This window comes from Enteroscipio rubneri (genome assembly GCF_002899715.1).
Lineage (GTDB): Bacteria > Actinomycetota > Coriobacteriia > Coriobacteriales > Eggerthellaceae > Enteroscipio > Enteroscipio rubneri.
The window spans coordinates 1-18,173 of record NZ_PPEK01000007.1 but is presented as its reverse complement, the minus strand read 5'-3'; the positions used below and the strand labels follow the sequence as shown (position 1 = coordinate 18,173).

22 protein-coding genes and 1 tRNA gene are annotated in these 18,173 nt (G+C 63.4%); 7 read left to right on the top strand and 16 right to left on the bottom strand.

Going from position 1 to position 18,173, the window contains the following annotated elements; translation table 11 throughout:
- Window positions 1–60: 60 nt before the first annotated feature.
- From C2L71_RS06920 to C2L71_RS06910, 3 genes are read left to right on the top strand one after another with little or no spacing between them, the layout of a single operon-like run.
- Complete coding sequence (locus C2L71_RS06920; RefSeq protein WP_103265052.1) at window positions 61–999, top strand: ABC transporter ATP-binding protein; 939 nt, start codon at window positions 61–63, stop codon at window positions 997–999.
- A gap of 9 nt (window positions 1,000–1,008) precedes the next feature.
- The gene (locus C2L71_RS06915) at window positions 1,009–2,187 is read left to right on the top strand and encodes an ABC transporter permease (RefSeq protein WP_103265051.1); all 1,179 of its coding nucleotides are present in this window, start codon (window positions 1,009–1,011) and stop codon (window positions 2,185–2,187) included.
- Window positions 2,174–3,403: an ABC transporter permease gene (locus C2L71_RS06910; protein WP_103265050.1), complete on the top strand. Its 1,230-nt coding sequence runs from the start codon at window positions 2,174–2,176 to the stop codon at window positions 3,401–3,403. The genes C2L71_RS06915 and C2L71_RS06910 overlap by 14 nt, the downstream gene beginning before the upstream one ends.
- Window positions 3,404–3,421: 18 nt before the next feature.
- Here the strand turns inward: C2L71_RS06910 and C2L71_RS12025 are convergent, their stop codons facing one another.
- The 14 genes from C2L71_RS12025 to cpaB all read right to left on the bottom strand — a co-directional run bounded on the left by C2L71_RS12025 (window position 3,422) and on the right by cpaB (window position 14,507).
- A complete protein-coding gene (locus C2L71_RS12025; RefSeq protein ID WP_338065894.1) occupies window positions 3,422–3,880 on the bottom strand; it encodes a prepilin peptidase in 459 nt (152 codons plus the stop codon).
- A 2-nt stretch (window positions 3,881–3,882) separates the two neighbouring features.
- Window positions 3,883–4,248, bottom strand: coding sequence for a hypothetical protein (locus C2L71_RS12020; RefSeq protein ID WP_157938942.1), 366 nt, complete (start codon window positions 4,246–4,248; stop codon window positions 3,883–3,885).
- Between the two features lie 341 nt (window positions 4,249–4,589).
- On the bottom strand, window positions 4,590–5,072 hold the full coding sequence (locus tag C2L71_RS06900) for a DUF192 domain-containing protein (RefSeq protein WP_103265142.1): 483 nt from the start codon (window positions 5,070–5,072) through the stop codon (window positions 4,590–4,592).
- A 5-nt stretch (window positions 5,073–5,077) separates the two neighbouring features.
- A complete protein-coding gene (locus C2L71_RS06895) occupies window positions 5,078–5,566 on the bottom strand; it encodes a hypothetical protein (RefSeq protein WP_103265048.1) in 489 nt (162 codons plus the stop codon).
- Between the two features lie 104 nt (window positions 5,567–5,670).
- Entirely contained in the window at window positions 5,671–6,114 is a 444-nt protein-coding gene (locus C2L71_RS06890; RefSeq protein WP_239926447.1) for a hypothetical protein, read from the bottom strand.
- Window positions 6,105–8,219, bottom strand: a complete 2,115-nt coding sequence (locus C2L71_RS06885) for a pilus assembly protein TadG-related protein (protein ID WP_103265046.1) — start codon at window positions 8,217–8,219, stop codon at window positions 6,105–6,107. Before C2L71_RS06885 ends, C2L71_RS06890 begins: the two co-directional genes overlap by 10 nt.
- A 32-nt stretch (window positions 8,220–8,251) precedes the next feature.
- Window positions 8,252–8,803: a TadE/TadG family type IV pilus assembly protein gene (locus C2L71_RS06880; RefSeq protein ID WP_239926444.1), complete on the bottom strand. Its 552-nt coding sequence runs from the start codon at window positions 8,801–8,803 to the stop codon at window positions 8,252–8,254.
- 14 nt (window positions 8,804–8,817) lie between these two features.
- Window positions 8,818–8,970, bottom strand: coding sequence for a hypothetical protein (locus tag C2L71_RS06875; protein ID WP_239926442.1), 153 nt, complete (start codon window positions 8,968–8,970; stop codon window positions 8,818–8,820).
- A gap of 59 nt (window positions 8,971–9,029) precedes the next feature.
- A complete protein-coding gene (locus C2L71_RS06870; protein ID WP_103265045.1) occupies window positions 9,030–9,230 on the bottom strand; it encodes a Flp family type IVb pilin in 201 nt (66 codons plus the stop codon).
- Between the two features lie 19 nt (window positions 9,231–9,249).
- Entirely contained in the window at window positions 9,250–10,191 is a 942-nt protein-coding gene (locus tag C2L71_RS06865) for a type II secretion system F family protein (RefSeq protein ID WP_239926440.1), read from the bottom strand.
- Window positions 10,191–11,159 (bottom strand): type II secretion system F family protein, encoded by a 969-nt coding sequence (locus tag C2L71_RS06860; RefSeq protein WP_103265044.1) that lies wholly within the window; start codon window positions 11,157–11,159, stop codon window positions 10,191–10,193. Before C2L71_RS06860 ends, C2L71_RS06865 begins: the two co-directional genes overlap by 1 nt.
- Entirely contained in the window at window positions 11,129–12,451 is a 1,323-nt protein-coding gene (locus tag C2L71_RS06855; protein WP_103265043.1) for a TadA family conjugal transfer-associated ATPase, read from the bottom strand. The genes C2L71_RS06860 and C2L71_RS06855 overlap by 31 nt, the downstream gene beginning before the upstream one ends.
- Complete coding sequence (locus C2L71_RS06850) at window positions 12,442–13,782, bottom strand: CpaE/TadZ family protein (protein WP_103265042.1); 1,341 nt, start codon at window positions 13,780–13,782, stop codon at window positions 12,442–12,444. The genes C2L71_RS06855 and C2L71_RS06850 overlap by 10 nt, the downstream gene beginning before the upstream one ends.
- On the bottom strand, window positions 13,779–14,507 hold the full coding sequence (gene cpaB, locus C2L71_RS06845) for a Flp pilus assembly protein CpaB (RefSeq protein ID WP_103265041.1): 729 nt from the start codon (window positions 14,505–14,507) through the stop codon (window positions 13,779–13,781). The genes C2L71_RS06850 and cpaB overlap by 4 nt, the downstream gene beginning before the upstream one ends.
- Before the next feature lie 368 nt (window positions 14,508–14,875).
- Between cpaB and C2L71_RS06840 the strand changes: the two genes are divergently transcribed.
- A tRNA-Val gene (locus C2L71_RS06840) sits at window positions 14,876–14,950 on the top strand.
- Window positions 14,951–15,051: 101 nt separating this feature from the next.
- On the opposite strand, the gene C2L71_RS06835 is transcribed toward C2L71_RS06840, so the two are convergent.
- Both C2L71_RS06835 and C2L71_RS06830 read right to left on the bottom strand, forming a co-directional pair.
- Window positions 15,052–16,344 carry a tyrosine-type recombinase/integrase gene (locus C2L71_RS06835; protein WP_103265040.1) on the bottom strand — a complete coding sequence of 431 codons (1,293 nt, stop codon included), beginning with the start codon at window positions 16,342–16,344 and terminating at the stop codon, window positions 15,052–15,054.
- Between the two features lie 73 nt (window positions 16,345–16,417).
- Complete coding sequence (locus tag C2L71_RS06830) at window positions 16,418–17,359, bottom strand: hypothetical protein (protein WP_103265039.1); 942 nt, start codon at window positions 17,357–17,359, stop codon at window positions 16,418–16,420.
- Between the two features lie 91 nt (window positions 17,360–17,450).
- On the opposite strand from C2L71_RS06830, the gene C2L71_RS06825 reads away from it, so the two are divergent.
- The 3 genes from C2L71_RS06825 to C2L71_RS12200 form a co-directional block, all read left to right on the top strand.
- On the top strand, window positions 17,451–17,666 hold the full coding sequence (locus C2L71_RS06825) for a helix-turn-helix domain-containing protein (RefSeq protein WP_103265038.1): 216 nt from the start codon (window positions 17,451–17,453) through the stop codon (window positions 17,664–17,666).
- A gap of 1 nt (window position 17,667) precedes the next feature.
- Window positions 17,668–17,937: a helix-turn-helix domain-containing protein gene (locus C2L71_RS06820; RefSeq protein WP_103265037.1), complete on the top strand. Its 270-nt coding sequence runs from the start codon at window positions 17,668–17,670 to the stop codon at window positions 17,935–17,937.
- A partial coding sequence (locus C2L71_RS12200) for a hypothetical protein (protein WP_204600464.1) occupies window positions 17,930–18,173 on the top strand: 244 nt, incomplete at its 3' end. The genes C2L71_RS06820 and C2L71_RS12200, both read left to right, overlap by 8 nt.

The following is an 18,173-nucleotide window of genomic DNA, read 5'->3' as shown; positions in this document are numbered from 1 at the left end:
GGCCGCGCCGCCCGCCCTCGCCCGCTTTGGCGGGCGGGCGCCTTCGAGAGAGGAACCGCAATGGAGGACATCATCGCCGTCGACAACCTGGTGAAGCGCTACGGCGACGTGATAGCGCTCGACCACTTCAACCTGCACATAGCCCCGGGGGAGGTGTTCGGCCTTCTGGGTCCGAACGGCTCGGGCAAGACCACCGTCATCAACTGCATGCTGCAGCTGCTCACCTACGACAAGGGCTCCATCAGCCTGTTCGGCGAGTCCATGACCCCCGTCCGCTACGACCTGAAACGCCGCGTGGGCATCGTGCCGCAGAACGTAGCCGTGTTCGAGGAGCTGACGGTGAGGCAGAACATCGACTACTTCTGCGCGCTGTACGTGCCGGACAAGGGCCGCCGCGCGGCACTCGTTGACGAGGCCATCGCCTTCGTGGGCTTGGAGGACTACGTAAGGTTCCGCCCGCGGAAACTCTCGGGCGGCCTGCTGCGCCGCCTGAACATCGCGTGCGGCATCGCGCACAAGCCCGAGCTCATCTTCTTCGACGAACCCACCGTGGCCGTGGATCCGCAGAGTCGCAACGCCATCCTGGAGGGCATCCTGCGCCTGAACGCGCAAGGGTCGACCATCGTGTACACGAGCCACTACATGGAGGAGGTGGAGGACATCTGCACGCGCATCATGATCATGGATCAGGGCCGCGCGCTGGCAACCGGCACGAACGACGAGCTGAAGGCCATGATCGGCACGGGCGAGCGCATCCGCGTGGAGGTGGACGCTGCCGACGACGCCGTGCTGCGGGCGCTGCGCGCGCTGCCGTGCGTGGCGGGGGCGACGTTCGACGGCGCCGTGCTGGAGACGACCTGCGGCAACGGCCAACACAACGTAGCCGACGTGCTGGCGGTGCTGGCCACGCACGGCGTGGCCACCGGCCGTATCTACGCGGAGCCGCCCACGCTGAACGACGTGTTCTTGGAAGTCACCGGCAAAGAGCTCAGAGACTAGGGGGCTGCCATGTGGAACGTGTTCAAGGGGGCGCTCACGGTGCTCACGCGCAAGCGGGAGCTGTTCGTGTGGTCGCTCGCCTTCCCCATCATCCTGTCCACCATGTTCATGTTCATGTTCTCGAACCTGGACAGCTCGACGGCATTCGACCCGGTGCCCACGGGCGTGGTGGCCGACGCCGCCTACAAGGGATCGGCGTTCGCCGACGTGGTCGACGAGCTGGGCGCCTCCGGCGACGACCAGCTGCTCGCCGTGCACGCCTTCGCAACCGCCGACGAGGCGCGTGAGGCACTCTCCGCGGGGGATGTGCTGGGCATCGTCTCGGTCGATGCGGAGGGGACGCCGCTGCTCGTGGTGACGCCCAGCTCTGGCGGAGTGGGCGTTGAGCAGATAGGGCGCACCGTCCTGGGCACCGTGGTGGACACCTACGTGCGCAACGCCGACCTGGTCGCCGGCATAGCCGCGGACAACCCGCTGGCGCTCGCCGATCCGAACCGCGTCGAGGAAGCGCTCTCTCGCGGCAGCGTCACCGAACAGGTCTCGCTCACGCATGCCGCGCCGACCGAGTCCGTGCGCTACTACTACGCGCTGCTGGGCATGGCCGCGCTGTTCTGCGGGCAGGTGGGCATGCTGGCCATCTGCGAGACGCAGCCGAACCTGTCGGCACTCGGTGCCCGCCGAGCCCTTGGCGCCACGAGCCGCGGCAAGACGCTCGCAGCCACGCTGGCGGCCAGCTGGCTTGTCTCGTTCGCGTGCCTGATCGTGGCGTTTCTGTACATGCGCTTCGCCGTGGGTATCGATTTCTCGGGGCGCGAAGGCCTCTGCGTGGCGGCCATCGCCGCGGCGGCGCTGCTGTCCACCGCGCTGGGCACGCTTCTGGGGTCGCTGCCGAAGGTGGGCCTGGGTGTGAAGACGGGCCTGCTCACCGCGCTCACCTGCTTCCTCTCGCTGTTCGCGGGCTTGTACGGCGAGCCGTGCATGGCGCTGGCCGACAGCATCGCGCGGAGCTTCCCGGCGCTCGCCTCGATCAACCCCGCGAAGGTGATCACAGATGTGTTCTACAGCCTGTACTACTACGACTCGCTCATGCCCTTTGCCCAGAAAATCGGCATCCTGCTGGCGATGGCCGCCGCGCTGTTCGCCGTGTCCGCCCTGTTCATAAGGAGACAGCGCTATGCAAGCCTTTAAAGCCGCCCTGCACGTCGTCATGGACCATCCCGTGTACCTGCTGGTGTACGTCGGGTTCTTAAGCCTCATGGGCGTTTTCATTACCAGCAGCATCAACCTTGGCATCGACGGCTCGGAGTTCACCGCGTCGAAGGCGCCCTTCGCGGTTATCGACCGGGACTCCAGCGAGCTGTCCGAGAGCCTGGCCGCCTTCTTGGGCGAGCAGGGCGAGCGGGTGGAAGTGACCGACGATCCCTTCGCCCTGCAGGACGCCGTGGCCACCGGCCAGGCGCGCTACCTGTTGGTGGTGCCGCAAGGATACGGCGACGAGTTCATAGAGTCCGCACGCACCGGGGCCGAGGAGCCGGTGCTGGAATCGACGTTCAGCTACGGCACCATGGCCGGCACGCTGGTAGACGAGCAGGTGAACCAGTACCTGGGCCTCGTGCGGGCCGCCGCGGCGCTCGAACCCGATGCCTCCATGGCGTCCGTGCTGGCGCGCGCTGACGAGGCGGCCGCCAAGGCGGCCGACGTGGAGACGGTGCAGACGCCCAACTCGTCGAAGCCGGCCGACCAGTTCGCCTTCTACCTGCAGTGGGGCACCTACACCATGACAGCCGCCATCGTGGTGTGCGTGGGACTGCTCATGGCGGCGTTCAACCGCACCGACCTGTACCGCCGCAACCTCGTCTCGCCGATGAGCAGCCTGCGGCTGGGTATGCAGAAGGCCGCGGCCAGCCTGCTGGTCACGGCTCTGGTATGGGCGATAACCTGCGGCATAGGCCTGGCCGCATTCGGCTCGTCACTCGCAGGAGTGCCCCCGGCGGCCGTCGCGCTGGCGCTGGGCGGCGCGCTCGTGTTCGCGCTCGTGCCGCTGACCATCGGCTTTTTGCTGGGACAGCTGGGCGCGAGCGAGATGGTGGCGAACGCCGTGGGCAACATCGCCGGCATGGTGATGTCGTTTCTGGGCGGAGCGTGGATCAGCATCGAGCTCATGGGCCCCGAGATCCAGACACTTTCCCGGTTCATCCCCACGTCCTGGTACACCGAGGCCGTGAGCAAGAGCGTCCACCTGACAGACGTGACGCTGTCCTCCGCCGCCCCGGTGCTGGCCAACCTGGGCGTCGTGGCCCTGTTCGCCGCCGCCCTGTTCGCCGTGGCCCTGGTGGCCGGCCGCGTACGCATGCGGTCTGCGGAGGCCGGCGGCAACGCCGCGGCGAGCATGACGGGGGCGTAGGGAGCGCACGACCCGACGTCATCGGCAGAGCGCTGCGCATGCAAGCCACAGCGCTAAGAACGGCGCCATGGGCATGCCGTCTTGCAGCGAAATCCGACGAGAAGCCAGGCCTACGAGCGCTGCGCAGGCGGCAGCTCCATAGCATGCAGCGAATCCCAGCGGCGCGTAGGCGCCGCTGGCCAGCGAGAGCGCGCCCATGCAGCGGATGTCGCCTGAGCCGATCGGCTTGGAATCGTCGCGCCGGAACAGGCGATTCGCCGCGCGACAGCCCGCAACCACGATGATCCCGCACACCGCCCCCGCCGCCACCCCCTCCACGCCGTCTTCGCAGGCGCGGAAAACCGTGCCTGCGATCGCAAGCACCGCACAAGCCGCAACGGGTATGGTTCGCGTGCGCAGATCGCACACGACAGCTACCGCCATGGCAATCGCGCATGCGCAGACTGCGCCAACGGTTACAAGCTCGCATGGAATCATCGCTATGCACCGCCGATGACGGACTTCGATACGACAAGGCCGTCCGACTGGTGCTCGCGGGCATGGGTGCCCCGCACGTCGCTGCGATCGACGACGAACCGAGCAGGAGCGCTCGCGCATTCGGGGCGGCGCTCGACGAACGGCGGCGCTGCGACGCGCACGACGACATTGCATGCCGCACGACGAATACCGTGCCGCCCCTCCATGATTTCGCTTTCGCCCGCTCTTTCTGCGGACTCGATATCGGCGATGGGGACCGGGGGATCTTGTCCGACGACGTCGACCCCCGGCAGCTCGAACGTCACCGTCCAGCCTTGCATGCCCGACGGCTCGACGTGCACGTCGTCTCCGGTTGACTGCACGCTCACGCTTGCGCTCGGCGCTTCTGCCGCCTGATCCGCAGACGTGAGGCATGTCGCAGGCCGCGCGGACGCGAGAGCCGACGTCCCTCGCGAAACCCCGACCGGTTGCGACGCGCGTAGCGACGAAAACGGCACGGATGTCGAAGGGCACGACGCCGGCGCTTCCGAACACAGGGGCTCGCCGAAGTCGGTCGCGGACGCAATAGGAACATGCACCCGCCGGTTTGCCGATGCGTCCGGCACATCCGACACGCGGAGGACGCCCGAGCTTCGCTCGAATCGGTACAGACAGCCATAGCACACCTCGGCGTCGTCGAACGCTTTGGCAGCGCATATCGGGCATGCCTTCATGCCTCCACCTCCCCGATCCGCACGACTCCAAGCCGATCGCCCTCGGAAAACCACGGGCTTGAGCACGAGGAGAAGCGCTCGAGCACAGCGGCAGCACTGCGATTGCGCAAGCGACGCATCGGCCCCACGTCGCGATGGGCTTCAATCACGCGGCCTGCAACGTCGACGAAGGCGATGTCGAGCCTCCTTCGCATTCCCACCGTGTGAACATCGCTGCACGGCACGAGCAACAGCATCTCGTCATTCGGACGCGACAGCAAGAGCCCGCGCAGCCTGGCCGTTGCGCCCGAGGCTATCGCCAACGGCGCGCGGGCGGAATCGCAGAGTTCGTCGGCGAGGCGCGGTTTTCCGGCAGGACGCTGCCCTTCGCTGGGCAACGCGCCGTCGGAGCGTTCCTCTCTTTTGAGACGCTCTTTTCGACCTTGCACGTCTCCGATGCAGCCGAGTGCCGCGCAACGTGCCTTCTTTTCGCGCTCCATACCCATCACGCTCCTTCATCTAATGGCACGACCTGCACGACAACGCAAGTCGCAGTTCCGCTCCTCACGCAAGACGCGAGCGCCCAGCGGTATGCGCCGCCGCTTTTCACGAACGTCCCGTACGCGGAGGATCCGCTCCCGACGCGCGACCAACCCTTCGCCTCGAGCTCGGAGGACAGCTGGGCGAATGCGCGGTCGATCGGGTCCTCCACCGTGAATCCCACGATGCCCGCACGGGCATCTACCCGCAGATCGTCACGACCATCCAGCGTGAACAACTCCTCTTCGAACGATACCGGCGCATCGGATTGACAAGTTGGTGTACCGGCGCTTGACATGAAGCTGGGAGACTCTTCGCCAACAGACCGAATCGAGAGGTCGGAAGCCTCGCGAAGCACGCCGGTGCCAGAAGCCCCTCCGAAGCCCCCGGCGAGCGCCACCGCGAGCAGCGCCACGACGACAATCGCACAGGAGCGCAATGCTCGCACGCGCATCGAGGGCGCATGGTGCGCCGGCGCCCCTGCGAGGGCAGATGCGCGGAGTCGCCTCCGAGTCGCCGTCACACGAGCGCTCGGAGCTGCATGGAATCGCACAGCGCTCACAGCAGCACCCCCGGTTTGTAGCAGTCCACGGTGAATGAAATGGCATGCGCGATCTTCGGTAACGCAACGCCGAACACCGAGGTCTTCAAGCCCATGCCGAACAGCGTCGAAGAGAACTCGAGGGTCGATGTGAACGTGGCATGGCCACCCGCCGCGCCTTCGACTGCCACGCTCGACGCTGTGTACGGGCGGTCAAAAGACTCGGACAACGCAGCGGCCACGCGCGCCCTGCTCTGCTCCAGATCCTGGCCGTACGCAGGCGATGCGGCATGTATGCGCACCGCATCGCGAGAGGCGACGTCAAACGCGGAGCATTCGGAAAAGAACAGCAGCGCGTTAACGGCGATGGCGGCGACCGCCAGCAGCACCGGCAACGCAACGGCCAGCTCGACAGTCATCTGACCGTTTTCACCGCTGCGGCCCGCACTTGTCAATCCCACGCCCTCACCCCCGTCATCTGCGCGTATACTGATCTCAGACCATCCGCGATGCGTTGTACAAAATCGCTTGCCGCATGCTTCGCAGCGGCAGGAAGCGACACCTCGATCGTCACGGCGGGACCTCCTTCGCACAGCTCGACGACCGCAATCTCGAGCGTGCCCTCGAACGATTCGATACCCTCAACGGCGGTCTGCTCGAACGAGCTCACGATCGAGGAAAACACATCGTTCGATGCAAGCGGATTGGCGACAGCCTGCTCCTTCAAAAACAGCAGCCGAGCCGAAACCACGCCATCATCAGCCTGCGCCACGTGAGCCGAATTAACGAGAACCGGTTTGAGCGCATCGAGCTTTGCCGGCTCCAGACCTGCAGCGGAGACCGCTTCGCGCAAGGCGCCGGCAGCCCAGGTGCCGAGCCCGCTCGCGCTTGCAAGCGGCAGAGCGTCGAGCGCCTCGGCAACGGCTCCGTCGAGCACCTCCTGCCCCTCAGCATACGCCGAGAGCAATGCAGACCAGCAATCGAGCACCGCGCCCAACACGCCGACCGCCTGCCCGCCCTCGCCCGACAAGCCGTCAAGCAATGACGACACTACGTTCGCGCCCTCGTTCGCCGGCTCCGCAAGCAGCGTCGCAGACGAGACGGCGGCGCGGGCGCCCAGGATGCCTGTCGAGCGCACGAATGAGCTTTCGAACCCGGTAGACGCCGCTTCGCGGCCGCGATCCACCGCGAGGACCACGACACCGAGCGAACCGGGCGGCCGCGCATCGATGCGCATGCCCGACACAGCGCCAAGCGCTTCTTCGACGCGATCGAACAGCCCGCCCGCTTGCTGCTTGACTTCGGATGCGAGCGGATCCAGCTCAGCGCGCGCTTTCGCGTATTCGCTCGCAGCATCGGCAGTGGCTTCGTACTGATACTCGAACCCATTCTGGATGGAGGTCGACGCAGCCGCCACCTTCCCCATACTCGCAGCTGTGAACTCGCACCGGTCGCAGACAGGGTACGATCCTGCCTCCATCTGAGCGATCGAGCCAAACGATCCGGCTCCCACTGCGACCGGACACCCCGCCCACGCATGCATAACGAACGAGCCCGAAGCATTGCGCGTGACGGGATAGACGGCTTCGGTGTAGAGCGTCGTCGCGCGCATCTCCTCCGTGTTCTTCGGAAGATGGGGGAACAACGCCTCGAAGGATCCTTCTTCCTCATGCACGTATCCTCTTCCCACTTCTTCGGTCGCGAAGGAGTAGAACCGCTTCCGCAACTCCGAACGCGCATGCTCTCTGACCGACGAGCCCTCGGGCGCCTCCAGCGCGAGCCGAGCCGGATAGTACGCCTGAGCGCGCTCGAGCGCCACCGAAAAAGACCAGGTATCGACGCTCGAGAACAACGGATTCTCATCCCCCGCAAGCGAAGCGAGCGACTGCGCGCGTTCGTACATGCAGTAGGACGGATTCGCGCCGCAATCATGCTCGAATCCACGCAGCTTCGCCTCGTTGGCACGCGCCGCCGCGCGCTCGGCCTCCTCGGCCGCCCGCTTGACCTCCTCTGCATCCTGATCCACAGCATCCTCCAGTTCAGCCGCTCCAGCAGCCTCACCCACGGCAATCTCCTCCCCCTCCGCGGGAACGAGCATTGCAAGCGCAAGATAGTTCGAGGTTCCGCGATCGTTCGCGGAGGCGACCGAGGCGGCATTCACCGCAGCTAAAAACGGCAGAGCGCGCTGAAGACGGTCGAGACCGGCTGAGGCCTTCTCCGCGAAGCCGTCACGCGCCCGCGCCACCTCCCTACCCGCTTTCAGAAGCGCATCGGAAGCCGCAGCAGTCGCCGGTGTGCACAGCGCGGCAGCGCCAAGTCCCGTCGCCACAAGGCTCGTAAGCGACAGGGAAAGCACAACGGCATCGCAGGCATGCACAATGATCATGAATTCGGCGACTTCGTTCTGAGCTGCCAGCGCCGCCGCATCCGCAACATTCTGCACCTTCGACGATGCCGCGTTGAGGCGGTATACCTGCGCTGCAGTAAATACGAGCGAGAGCGTGACCAGCAGAGCGATCACCATACCAACCGTCGTGAAGCCGTCTTCGCACCGAAAGACGCTCATCGATTCCAACCGCCTGCATACAACCGATCGCTTCACGCATACCACGCTCCTATCCATCCCGCTGGATCACGACCGGCGTCCGCCGAGTCAGCCCATGCGGGCTGCGTCCGCTGCTCCGCCGCCACTTCGATCTCGAAATTCCCTGCGTCGTTCACAATGCCGAGCAGGACCCCACCCGCATCGAGCAATGGGAGCGGCTGCGCTTCGTTGTGGATGACAACGCGCACCGTTTCCGATTGCTCATCGCCCTCAAGCACGATGTCCCAGCTGCAACCGCCGTCATGCACGTGGAAGCAGGGTACGGGGGGCACGGCCCCAAGCCGATGCCTGACAAACGCCTCGCAGCCGTCGTCCATGTCGCCCGCCGCATCGGTCTTCGTAGCAAGCAAACGGCAGGCCTCCGCGGCGGCGGCGCCCATGATGATGCGGTCGTACAGGATCACGCCCGGCTGTATGAGGAGCAGCAACCCGATGAAGACGACCGGTATGAGAAAGGCCGCCTCGACCGTACCCTGCCCTTGCTTCGATCGCTCCAACAGCTCTTTCAACCTACGCCCAATGCGCACCTTCGACCCTCTCATCATGTCCCGCCCCCATATCAATACAAAAACACGTCGGCTATCGTTCCGGGGGCCGCCGACTCCACATGGTGCGACGCGGACGAGAGCGCATGCTCCACGAACAGCCCCTCCTCGAGTTGCCGCCACAGCAGAGCGCTCACGAGCACGACGACGAGCAGCGCCGCCGTCACGAGCGCAAACTCAACCGTCGACTGCCCGTCCGCGGCCTGTCGACGCCACGCGAGCCTTCTCAGAGTCCATTGATACCCTCTGCGATGGCATTCCACAGTTCCTGGAGCTTCGGGCGAAACACCGTGATAGCCAGGATCGCGATCACAACGAGGACGCCGACAAGAATGGCGTATTCCGTCGTGCCCTGCCCGTCTTCTCGACGCAACAAGCCCAACGCCCGACAGGTTCCCTTCGCGAGCCATTTCCGATACGTTTTCATAGTCGATCCTCCTCATTGGTCAGAACCCTTCCATCAACTCAAGCAACACGGGCCCGAGCACAAGCAGCAGCATGGCGGGGAGGATGAGAGCGCCTGTGGGCACCATCATCTTCACCGGAGCTTTCGCCACTCGCTCCTCTACGTGAGCCCGATGCTCGGCGCGTGCCTCGACGGCGGCCGATTCGAGTCCTTCGGCCAGCGACGATCCAAAGCGCAGGGACCGCACGACGCCCTCGACTACGCGTGCAAGCAGCGCCGAATCGTATGACGCGGCAAGCTCGCGCAGAGCCCGCTCCCGCGTCGCCAAACCGTACGACCATGTTCTCAACGCCTGTTCGCATGCGCTCGCGAACTTCGAATCGAAGTGGGCCGCATACAAGTCGAAGCTCCGGTCGAACGAGAGGCCGCTGCGCAGGCCGAGCGATACCACCTCGAGCATCTCGGAGAGGTCGCGCTCAAGCCCCTCTGCGCGCTCGCGCTCGAGCCTTTTGATAGATCGGGGGACAACGGATGCTCCCCATGTCGCGCCTGCCGCTGCGCCGAGTACTGCCAGCTCAGCAGAGAACGATGCACCGACGAGTGCGCCCACAGAGGAGGCAGCCGCCGCGAGTCGGATAGCCGCTTCGCAAAGCCCCGCCGGCGAGACGGATCCCCCGATGCCGGCTTTGCCCGCGTGCGCCGCAAGCCACCGTTCGGAGCGTGCCGCCCCAAGACCCCGCAGTAACGGCGACGCAGCCCCGAGCGCGATCTTTTGGGTCAGATCCGCCGCGTACGCGACGATACGAGCAGCGAAACCCTCACTGCCATGGCGTCTTGCCGCCCCGAGGCGGCAGCGTAGCCGGCGCTTGCGTTCGAGCGCGAAGTGCCTGCGCGTCCACGTAACCCCCAGGCATGCCCCTCCGGCTCCGGCAGCAACGGCGGACGCCATCGCGAGCAGCTCCACCGCAAGCGACGTCGACATCAGGATACCTCCACCTTCAGCATGCGGCGCACCATGGCTATGCCCGCAGCCTGCATACCCAGCGCCAGGGCCAGCGTCGCAAGGCCGAGTGCGCTCTCGAAGAACGGTTCCAGGAACCCGTCGCTCACGAGCGAGAACAGAGCAATCAAAACGAACGGCATCACGCTCACCACGCGCGCAGAGAGCTTCGCCTGCGCCGTTTGCACGCGCAGAGAGCGACGCAGTTCGATCTGGCTCTCGACGGAACCGCGCGCGGCGTCAAGCACTCGCTTCATGCTACCTCCTGCCTGATGCTGCACATCGAGAGCGACGGCTACGAACGCGAGTTCCGGAACCGAAGCCGATCCGTGCAGGATCGAAAGCGCCTCTTCGGCCCCGCGGCCGATTTCTAGCCGATGAGCTGCCTGCTCGAATAGGATCGAGAGCGGCTTCTTCGTCTCGACGGCCGTCTGCTGAAGCGTCTGCATCAGCGACAGCCCCGACTGAAAGCAAACGCTCATCGAGCGCAGGGCATCGGGAACCGCCTCCCTCAAAGCCTCGCGGCGGCGATCCTGCGCCGCCCGCAGCCATGTCGCCGCACAGGCGCACGTGCAGGCGCCCACTGCCAAACCGCACGCGATCGATGACGAAACCCACGACGAGGCGAGCATCGCGAGCGCGAGGGCCACGACAACGACGGACAGCAGCGCTTCCGGCGTCGTCGTTATGCCGCGCGCATCCAGCGCCGCAACGGCCTCCTCCGCAAGCTCGGCAACCGGGCGGATGCGCACCGCCGCACGCGCCGCCGGCTTCGCCCACCCCACGCCGCGACGCAGCCACCACTGCATCCGGCCCACGGAAGCCGCATCGACGGCCCTGGCTGAAGCGCCCCTGCGTCTCGCGCCGGCACCAACCGCCGAAACCGTCAACGCACCGAAGAAGAACGCCGCAGCTGCGCCTATTCCGGCAAAAGGCACATGCGCGTCCACGTTCGCACCTCTTCTCCACTCGCAACGCCCAACTCCGCCAAACCGTCGATCCATGACGGTTTGCGCACCCATCTTCCCTGCTGTCGGGTAATCGGACGTCTGAACAGCGACGTTGCAACGCACCGACGCCGATCCTCGTCAAAGGAGAATTCGGCCACCTCGGAGATGAACCGAGAGCCGTCGAGCGCCCGAGACGTCTGCACAACCAGATCGAACGCGCTCGCCACATTCGCTTCAATGACGTCAACCGGTAGCTCGACCGCATAGCGCACCATTGTCGTCAGGCGGGCAACGGCATCGGCAGGCGAGTTCGCATGGAGAGTTGTCATCGATCCGTCGTGCCCCGTGTTCATGGCCTGCAGCATATCGAGCGCTTCAGGCCCGCGGCACTCACCAACAACAATGCGGTCAGGCCGCATCCTGAGCGCATTGATGACCAGATCGCGAATGGTTACCTCCCCTGTGCCCTCTGCATTGCGCGGTCGGGCCTCCAGCCGTACCACGTGAGCATGTTCAAGAAAGCGCAGTTCTGCGGAGTCCTCGATCGTGATGATGCGCTCATCCTTAGGCAGGACGCAGGATAGCGCATTGAGCAGCGTCGTCTTGCCGCTTCCCGTCCCTCCCGAGACGGCTATAGATTTGCGCGCACGCACCGCCCACGTCAGGCACGCGAGCATGATCTCGTCCATTGAGCCAGCGGCCTTCATTGCTTCAAGCGTCATAACCCGATGGGCGAACTTGCGGATAGTCAACACGGGGCCATCCAGCGCGAGCGGCGGTATCACCGCGTGCACGCGATGGCCTTCGGGAAGACGCGCATTCACCAAGGGAGACGCCTCGTCGATGCGCCGTCCCAGAGGCCCCAGGACGCGGTCAATAAGCGCTCTCACCTGGCCCTCGTCGACAAACGACCGGTCGCTGCGGTGCAGGCGCCCCTCGCGCTCGAAATAGACGTCGCGCGGCCCGTTGACCATGATTTCGGTGACCGAGCTGTCGGCGAGCAAACTTTCGAGCGGACCGAAACCGAATGTCGCATTCAACAGCTCATCGACAAGCCCGCGGCGACGGTCATCCGAAAGCGCTGCCCAGGAGGGGTCCTCAAACGCACGGCGACAAGCACTTTTCAGCTCATTGCGCGCCCGACGAGGGTTTTCTCGTATCATGGCGGCGATATCGTCAACGGGCACCATGGCATGCACCTGGGTTTTCAGGATCTCCAAATCCTGCTCTCCTTGACTACTCGCCCCTTGAGAGCACCCGCCGGCCTTCGCCGCGCGTTCCATCAAAGACATGCCGCCTCCCTTCCCCTCCTGCGCGGACGCTTGCCTCTTCGCAATCCCAGACCTGTCCTGCGCGGCGCAGGCTCTGCGGCCGAGGGCGATGCGCCCGCGCTCGGAAGCATGTCGCGCAGCAGGGTCTCGAGGCTCCCGCACAATGCATTGCGCGACGACAAAAGCTCCTTCGGAAGCCCCATTCCCAAAAGCTCCTCGACCTCCCGACCGCCTTCAGCAAGCTCGACAACAGGAGCCCCTCGCAAAGCGCACGAGACGTCGATAGAGGTGAACAGAGCGTTTTTCGCACATCGATTCACTGCAAACGAGAACGGGCCCGTTGCGATGCCGCATCGAGCGCAGAGGTCGAGAGCGTGGCGGCACGCCCGCAAAGAGGAGGCGCGCTGATCGATGAGGAACAGTGCCTTCGAGCTGCGCTCGAGCAGGACGGCATGCTGCTCGGCCCACGAAGCCCCCGTGTTACAGACGACCACGTCGAAACGCGGGAGCAGCCAATCGAGCAGCGCCGACGCATGCCCGGCCACGGCTTCGGACTGCTCAAGCCGCCTCGGGGCAGCCAGCAGCGCTGGAAGATCGCCCTCGGGAGCAAGGTGCTCGATGCGTGCGGGCGTCGACAGCACTTCGTCGACCGTCGGAGGACGCTCCACGCCGAGCAGATCGGGCATATCGCCGAACTGCAGATCGAAATCGAGCAAGAGCGTACGATAGCCGAGGCGCTGGCACAGGAGCGCACTTAAAGCTGACACGGTGCTCTTCCCGGCTCCGCCACTGCCGCTTACAATGGGCATGAGAAAGCCTGCTCGCTTGCAAACGCCGCTCGCCTCCTGCTCCGATGCCGCGCACGCCGCCGACCAGACGCGCGGCGGGACCTCCTTCGCCGGCGGCGCCATGACCGTGCCGGACGGGCCGTCGAGACTTGCCAGCGCTTGTTCCCGGGCACGCGCTTCATGCTCGCAACGTGCATCGAGCGCAGACCGCTTACGTTGCGCGTAACGGGCAAGGAACGCCTGGCGTGTAAGCGAGGCGTCGATGCCGGCAGCCGAAGCACGGCTCTTGAGCGACCCCGTTCCCTCGAACGCCACGAGGCACACGCGCCGATCCACCCGATCGCGCTTCAGCGTGGCCGCCAGGTTGATAGGGGCGACATCATCGCAGGACGCAATCCACACTTCATCCACCGAACGATCGTCGCGCAAGAACCTGCGGGCCTCCGTCGCCGTTGCAAACAAGCGCAGCCACTCCTGCGCCGCAAGGTTCTCGCCCGCAAGCCCGAGCGTTTCCGGATGCTGCAGGCACGCCATATCGGCGCATAGTGCAACGTGAGACATCATCGCTCCGCTCCTTCCTCGGTTTCTTCGACACGAGAACCGAGGCTCGCTCCTCCCCCGGCGTCTCCAAGCTTCTCGGCGTCGGACTTCGCCGACATCTCGTCTCCCGGCAACGTGAAGTACAACTCCGTCTTTTGCGCCGCGGTCACGACCTCCTGTACGGATTCGGGAGCGACCGCCACGACGATCCATGTCACGCCCGTATCCGACGTCGAGCCTCCCGCGCTTGTTGCCAGCACGAGCACACTCCGAGCGATAACGTCGGTCGAAGTCCCACCCGTCGCATACATGTCCACCCGCGATCCCGCGCCCACTGTCCCGCCGACCGCCTGAACATCCTTCGCAGGCACGCTCACGGCAGTCAGTCCTTCGGGCACATCAAGCTCCGCTCCCACTTCTCCGAACCTACGCTCGGTCATGACTTCGCCCGCGACGATGGATGAGGCGACCTTCCTGCCCACCGCATCGTCGACCGAGCGCACGGCCTCAGCCGGCAGCAAATCCGCCACCCACATCCGAATCTCAACCGCCGCTGCATCCACTGTCTCACCGGCGGCGATATCCCGCTTCGCCACGCACACCTCCAGCTGCTCGCCTCCGTAGCGGGCAAGCGCCTCCGCCCGCGCCGCCTCCGCCTCCCCCCGCACACCTTGCGTGTAAGCGAGCACGCACGCCGCGCACAGGAACCCGCACACGATACCTGCGAACGCCGTTCTGTTTCGTTTCATGTCGTCCGCCTTTCCGCTACGCTTTCCAGTATGAACAGCGTCCCCAGCAGCTCCATGGCGCGTTTCTCCTCGGATAGTCGCTTCGATCAAGCTTCGCCCCTACTTCCCATGCACCCCGTTCCTGCACGCGGCTAATGCAGGTTCGGCGCGCATCCGATGCGCTTCTTTCGAAAATCAAGCAGGGATCCGACACGCACAGGAAATGCGGGCGACGGTGCGCATCGCAAGCGCAGGAGGGCGGCTGACGCATGCGGCAGGCGCGAACGAACGACCTGAACCGCGAATGCGCAAAGAAAGGCAACTCATGCGATGAGCCGTTGCGCACTCAAGCGTTCTATGGGAGAATGGAAAATCGCCGCAAGGCGAACGGCCGGTTGGCGCAGCGGGAGCGCAGGTCCCTTACAAGGACAAGGTCACAGGTTCAAATCCTGTACCGGCCACCATAAAATACAGCAGGTCATCGGGTACTTTTTCCGGGTGGCCTGTTTTTCTTTGAGCCGGTGGAAAACCGTCCGGGACACAATCAGGACACAACGCGCGAAAATCAGGCTGTTTTCAGCTCTATCAAACGTCCCTTGACGGGCTTGGCGGTGAACAAGTCGCCGATGAATCGCGCGGCGCTTTCGTCGTTCTCCGGTATCGCATGGGCGTACTGGTTCAGCGTGAGCGTGGCCGACGCATGCCCCATACGCGTCTGCACCGTTTTCACATCGTAGCCGTTCGCCAATAGCTGGGTCGCCTGGGTATGGCGCAGCTCGTGGAACTTCAAATCATCGAATCCGTACTTGTTCCGAAAAATCCTCCACCACCGCTCGAAGTTCGCCAGGTTCATATAGCCACCCTTGTCCGAGCAGCACACCGGCGTGCTATCGTTTTGTTTGATGCCCAGTTTAAGCAGCTCTAATGCTTGACGCATTTTCCACTCGCGCATATGATCGGCGGTGCAAGCGTCGATTGACAGCACTCGGATACTGCTTTCATCCTTGCCCTTGGGTGCCTTTAGCTCACCTTTAGCAGTGATGGCCTGCCGAACGCTGATACTGCTGATACCCGCCTGGTTCAGGGCAACGCTACCCCACGTAAGCCCGAACACCTCACCTCGGCGCATGCCGGTTGCAAGCCCTATCCGCACGGCCACGACGTTGCCGACACGGCTCAACCCGCGCAGATAGGAGCGCCCGAACAGGTTGCCGCGCTCCGTCTGGCGGGCTTCTTTGTCAGTTAGGGCGGCGTAGGCTTCGGCGTCTTCCCTTCCGACGCACTCCAGCAGCCTAATGCCCTCATCAACCGTGAGCGAACGCCGCTCCGGCGTTTCGCACCGCGGTGCCCTCACGCGGTCGCACGGGTTCCTTAGGATCAGTTCAAAGTCAACAGCTTTCTTCATTATTTGTTTCAGTAGCTTGTGTATCTGGTTCATCGTTGTGCCACTGCACTTGCCGCGAGCTTTTACCTTGTCGCGACGAATGGCGGCGTAGAGCGATTCCACCGTTTGCGGAGTTATGTCGCGTAAACGCTGATCGCCGATATAGCCGCTAAGCAGCTTGATCTGATTGCGCTCTCGGTCAAGCCTGATCGAACTTACCTCGCCCGCGTCAACGCGCGAAGAGTGCCATGAGTCAGCGAACTCCCTGAAAGTCAGCTTGTCGCCATCGACCGTTAGGCCGCTCTCATGCTCCCGGCGTATCTGGTCACGCACCTTTCTCGCCTCAGCCTTCGTGCCGTGGACGTTACGGGACACCACCGTGCGCTTGCCTGTAACAGGGTTGGTTCCGAAATCGATGCGCACGCGCCACACGCCGCGCCGCACCTCCGTTATGCTTCCGTCTCCTTTTGCCATGGTATTACCCCCTTCCTATGATTTGCACCTGCCTGGCTATATCCAACGCGCCCGGGTCAGCAGGCGGGATTGGTCACCTTGTTTTGCCGGGATTTCGCTGTGCCCATTTTGAGCATGCCGAGCTGCAATACTTCCGGGGCTTTCCCCGCTCGCCTTTCGATATGAACGGCTTCCCGCACACTTCGCATCTACCCGTTCGACCGCCTTCAAAGCTTTGTACCATGCAATACCAAAGCGATGACAGAAGACTGCCGCACCTTCTATATTCATGCCCTCCATTGGTGGTGGTTGTTCGGATATCGTAAAAATGAACAGTTATCAGCTCGTCAAGAGCCTGCTCAACCAAAAGCCTCAAACCGTCTCTATTGTTTGGAAAAGCGATAGTCGCGAGATAAAAGATGCCGTCGTTTTCTTCTTCGGTGCTCAATTTAAGCGCATGATCAGGTGCGGTGTTATTCCACCACTCTCGCATGTCTTTTTCCCATCTCGATACGCCTATTAGCTCGTTTTCATTTAAAGGAGTGTTTAAATCTCCGGACGCCCCATCAAGATAGACAAAGTAGTTTTTTCCGATTAGTGATCTGCGGTGATTAAGCTGAAGCCCATCGTCGTCTTCATACCATCCGGTTTTTTTATCGTTCGCTTCGAAATGGTCAAAGACAAGGCCAATGTGCTCAAGGTTTTCTATCGTACATTCATCGTTATCGAGAAACGCCCTCAAATTCATTGCAAGCACTAGCAAAGCTCGCGCATCTCTGTAATCGTCAAGCGTTGTTCCATGAAACTCGCCATGCTCACCGCTTGTTGGCGGGAAGGCAATGTACTCATTCCCGGCATAATAGAAAAGCGGCTGCCATTTGTCAGCAAATTGTGAAAGTTTTTTGTCCGTGTCGGCATGGATAAGTGCATCCAGAGTATCGGCGTCCGGCATCTGATGGTATTCATACAACCTGCCATCTAGACGCTCTAGCCGAGCGCGCGTTTTGCTCATTTCAATCACAGGGAAATTTATCATGCTAATGTCCTTATAAAGTATATATTTACAAGTACGTCTTTATATTTTACACTTTTATAAGGCCAAGTACAAGTAAGGATTGGAGGCTGAAATGAAGATAACCCAGCTTGAAAACCAACGTCACAAAGCCGATAACGGCAGGGGCATCACAAAAGCGGAGCTGGCGCGACGTGCAAAGATGCAAGGCAACATCATAGGATGGATTGAGGAAGGCCGATTCAAACCCTATGATTCGCAACTTAAAAAGCTAGCCAATGCGTTGGGCGTAGACGACCCGAATCAATTGCTCGAACTGGTAGAGGCGTAGCATGCTCCCGCTGAAAGCGGCCTTAGAGCCGCAGAGATGCCGCATGGTGTACCTCTCCGAGAAGCCCCCCGCCGACGCGCCGGAAATGCTCGCTGGCGAGCCGGATTTGCTCAGCGTGCAAGACTTGCACCGCCTCACCGGCGTGTCCGAGCAGACCATCCGCGCGGAGATAAACGCGGGGAGGCTCCCGGGGTGCCGCATAGGCCGCCGCCTGTTCGTGCCGAAGTGCAAGTTCGTGGAATACGCGACGGGAGGTGCGGAGAATGGCTAGACTCGCATTCGACTCCAACGCCGAGGAAACGCCGAAAGAAGCGCCCGGACACGCCGCAAGCCCTGGAAAGCATGAAGCAGCGAGCCGGACGCCATCAGCAGGGCCGAAGCCCTCCCCGAAGTCTACCACGCCCAAGCGCGCACAGAAGGCGGCGCGTGCGCGCTCTCGCGCTCTCACGTGGATTGCGGAGAACCCCGACGCATGGCACTACATGGAAGGTCTTGCCTTGCACGAGG

What these genes read in the sequence shown, in the direction of transcription:
- C2L71_RS06920 (WP_103265052.1), top strand. Translation starts at nt 61, where the DNA reads ATGGAGGACATCATCGCCGTCGACAACCTGGTGAAGCGCTACGGCGAC.
- C2L71_RS06915 (WP_103265051.1), top strand. Translation starts at nt 1,009, where the DNA reads ATGTGGAACGTGTTCAAGGGGGCGCTCACGGTGCTCACGCGCAAGCGG.
- C2L71_RS06910 (WP_103265050.1), top strand. Translation starts at nt 2,174, where the DNA reads ATGCAAGCCTTTAAAGCCGCCCTGCACGTCGTCATGGACCATCCCGTG.
- C2L71_RS12025 (WP_338065894.1), bottom strand. Translation starts at nt 3,880, where the DNA reads ATGATTCCATGCGAGCTTGTAACCGTTGGCGCAGTCTGCGCATGCGCG.
- C2L71_RS06900 (WP_103265142.1), bottom strand. Translation starts at nt 5,072, where the DNA reads ATGGAGCGCGAAAAGAAGGCACGTTGCGCGGCACTCGGCTGCATCGGA.
- C2L71_RS06895 (WP_103265048.1), bottom strand. Translation starts at nt 5,566, where the DNA reads ATGCGCGTGCGAGCATTGCGCTCCTGTGCGATTGTCGTCGTGGCGCTG.
- C2L71_RS06885 (WP_103265046.1), bottom strand. Translation starts at nt 8,219, where the DNA reads ATGAGCGTCTTTCGGTGCGAAGACGGCTTCACGACGGTTGGTATGGTG.
- C2L71_RS06880 (WP_239926444.1), bottom strand. Translation starts at nt 8,803, where the DNA reads ATGATGAGAGGGTCGAAGGTGCGCATTGGGCGTAGGTTGAAAGAGCTG.
- C2L71_RS06870 (WP_103265045.1), bottom strand. Translation starts at nt 9,230, where the DNA reads ATGAAAACGTATCGGAAATGGCTCGCGAAGGGAACCTGTCGGGCGTTG.
- C2L71_RS06865 (WP_239926440.1), bottom strand. Translation starts at nt 10,191, where the DNA reads ATGTCGACGTCGCTTGCGGTGGAGCTGCTCGCGATGGCGTCCGCCGTT.
- C2L71_RS06855 (WP_103265043.1), bottom strand. Translation starts at nt 12,451, where the DNA reads ATGTCTTTGATGGAACGCGCGGCGAAGGCCGGCGGGTGCTCTCAAGGG.
- C2L71_RS06850 (WP_103265042.1), bottom strand. Translation starts at nt 13,782, where the DNA reads ATGATGTCTCACGTTGCACTATGCGCCGATATGGCGTGCCTGCAGCAT.
- cpaB (WP_103265041.1), bottom strand. Translation starts at nt 14,507, where the DNA reads ATGAAACGAAACAGAACGGCGTTCGCAGGTATCGTGTGCGGGTTCCTG.
- C2L71_RS06835 (WP_103265040.1), bottom strand. Translation starts at nt 16,344, where the DNA reads ATGGCAAAAGGAGACGGAAGCATAACGGAGGTGCGGCGCGGCGTGTGG.
- C2L71_RS06830 (WP_103265039.1), bottom strand. Translation starts at nt 17,359, where the DNA reads ATGATAAATTTCCCTGTGATTGAAATGAGCAAAACGCGCGCTCGGCTA.
- C2L71_RS06825 (WP_103265038.1), top strand. Translation starts at nt 17,451, where the DNA reads ATGAAGATAACCCAGCTTGAAAACCAACGTCACAAAGCCGATAACGGC.
- C2L71_RS06820 (WP_103265037.1), top strand. Translation starts at nt 17,668, where the DNA reads ATGCTCCCGCTGAAAGCGGCCTTAGAGCCGCAGAGATGCCGCATGGTG.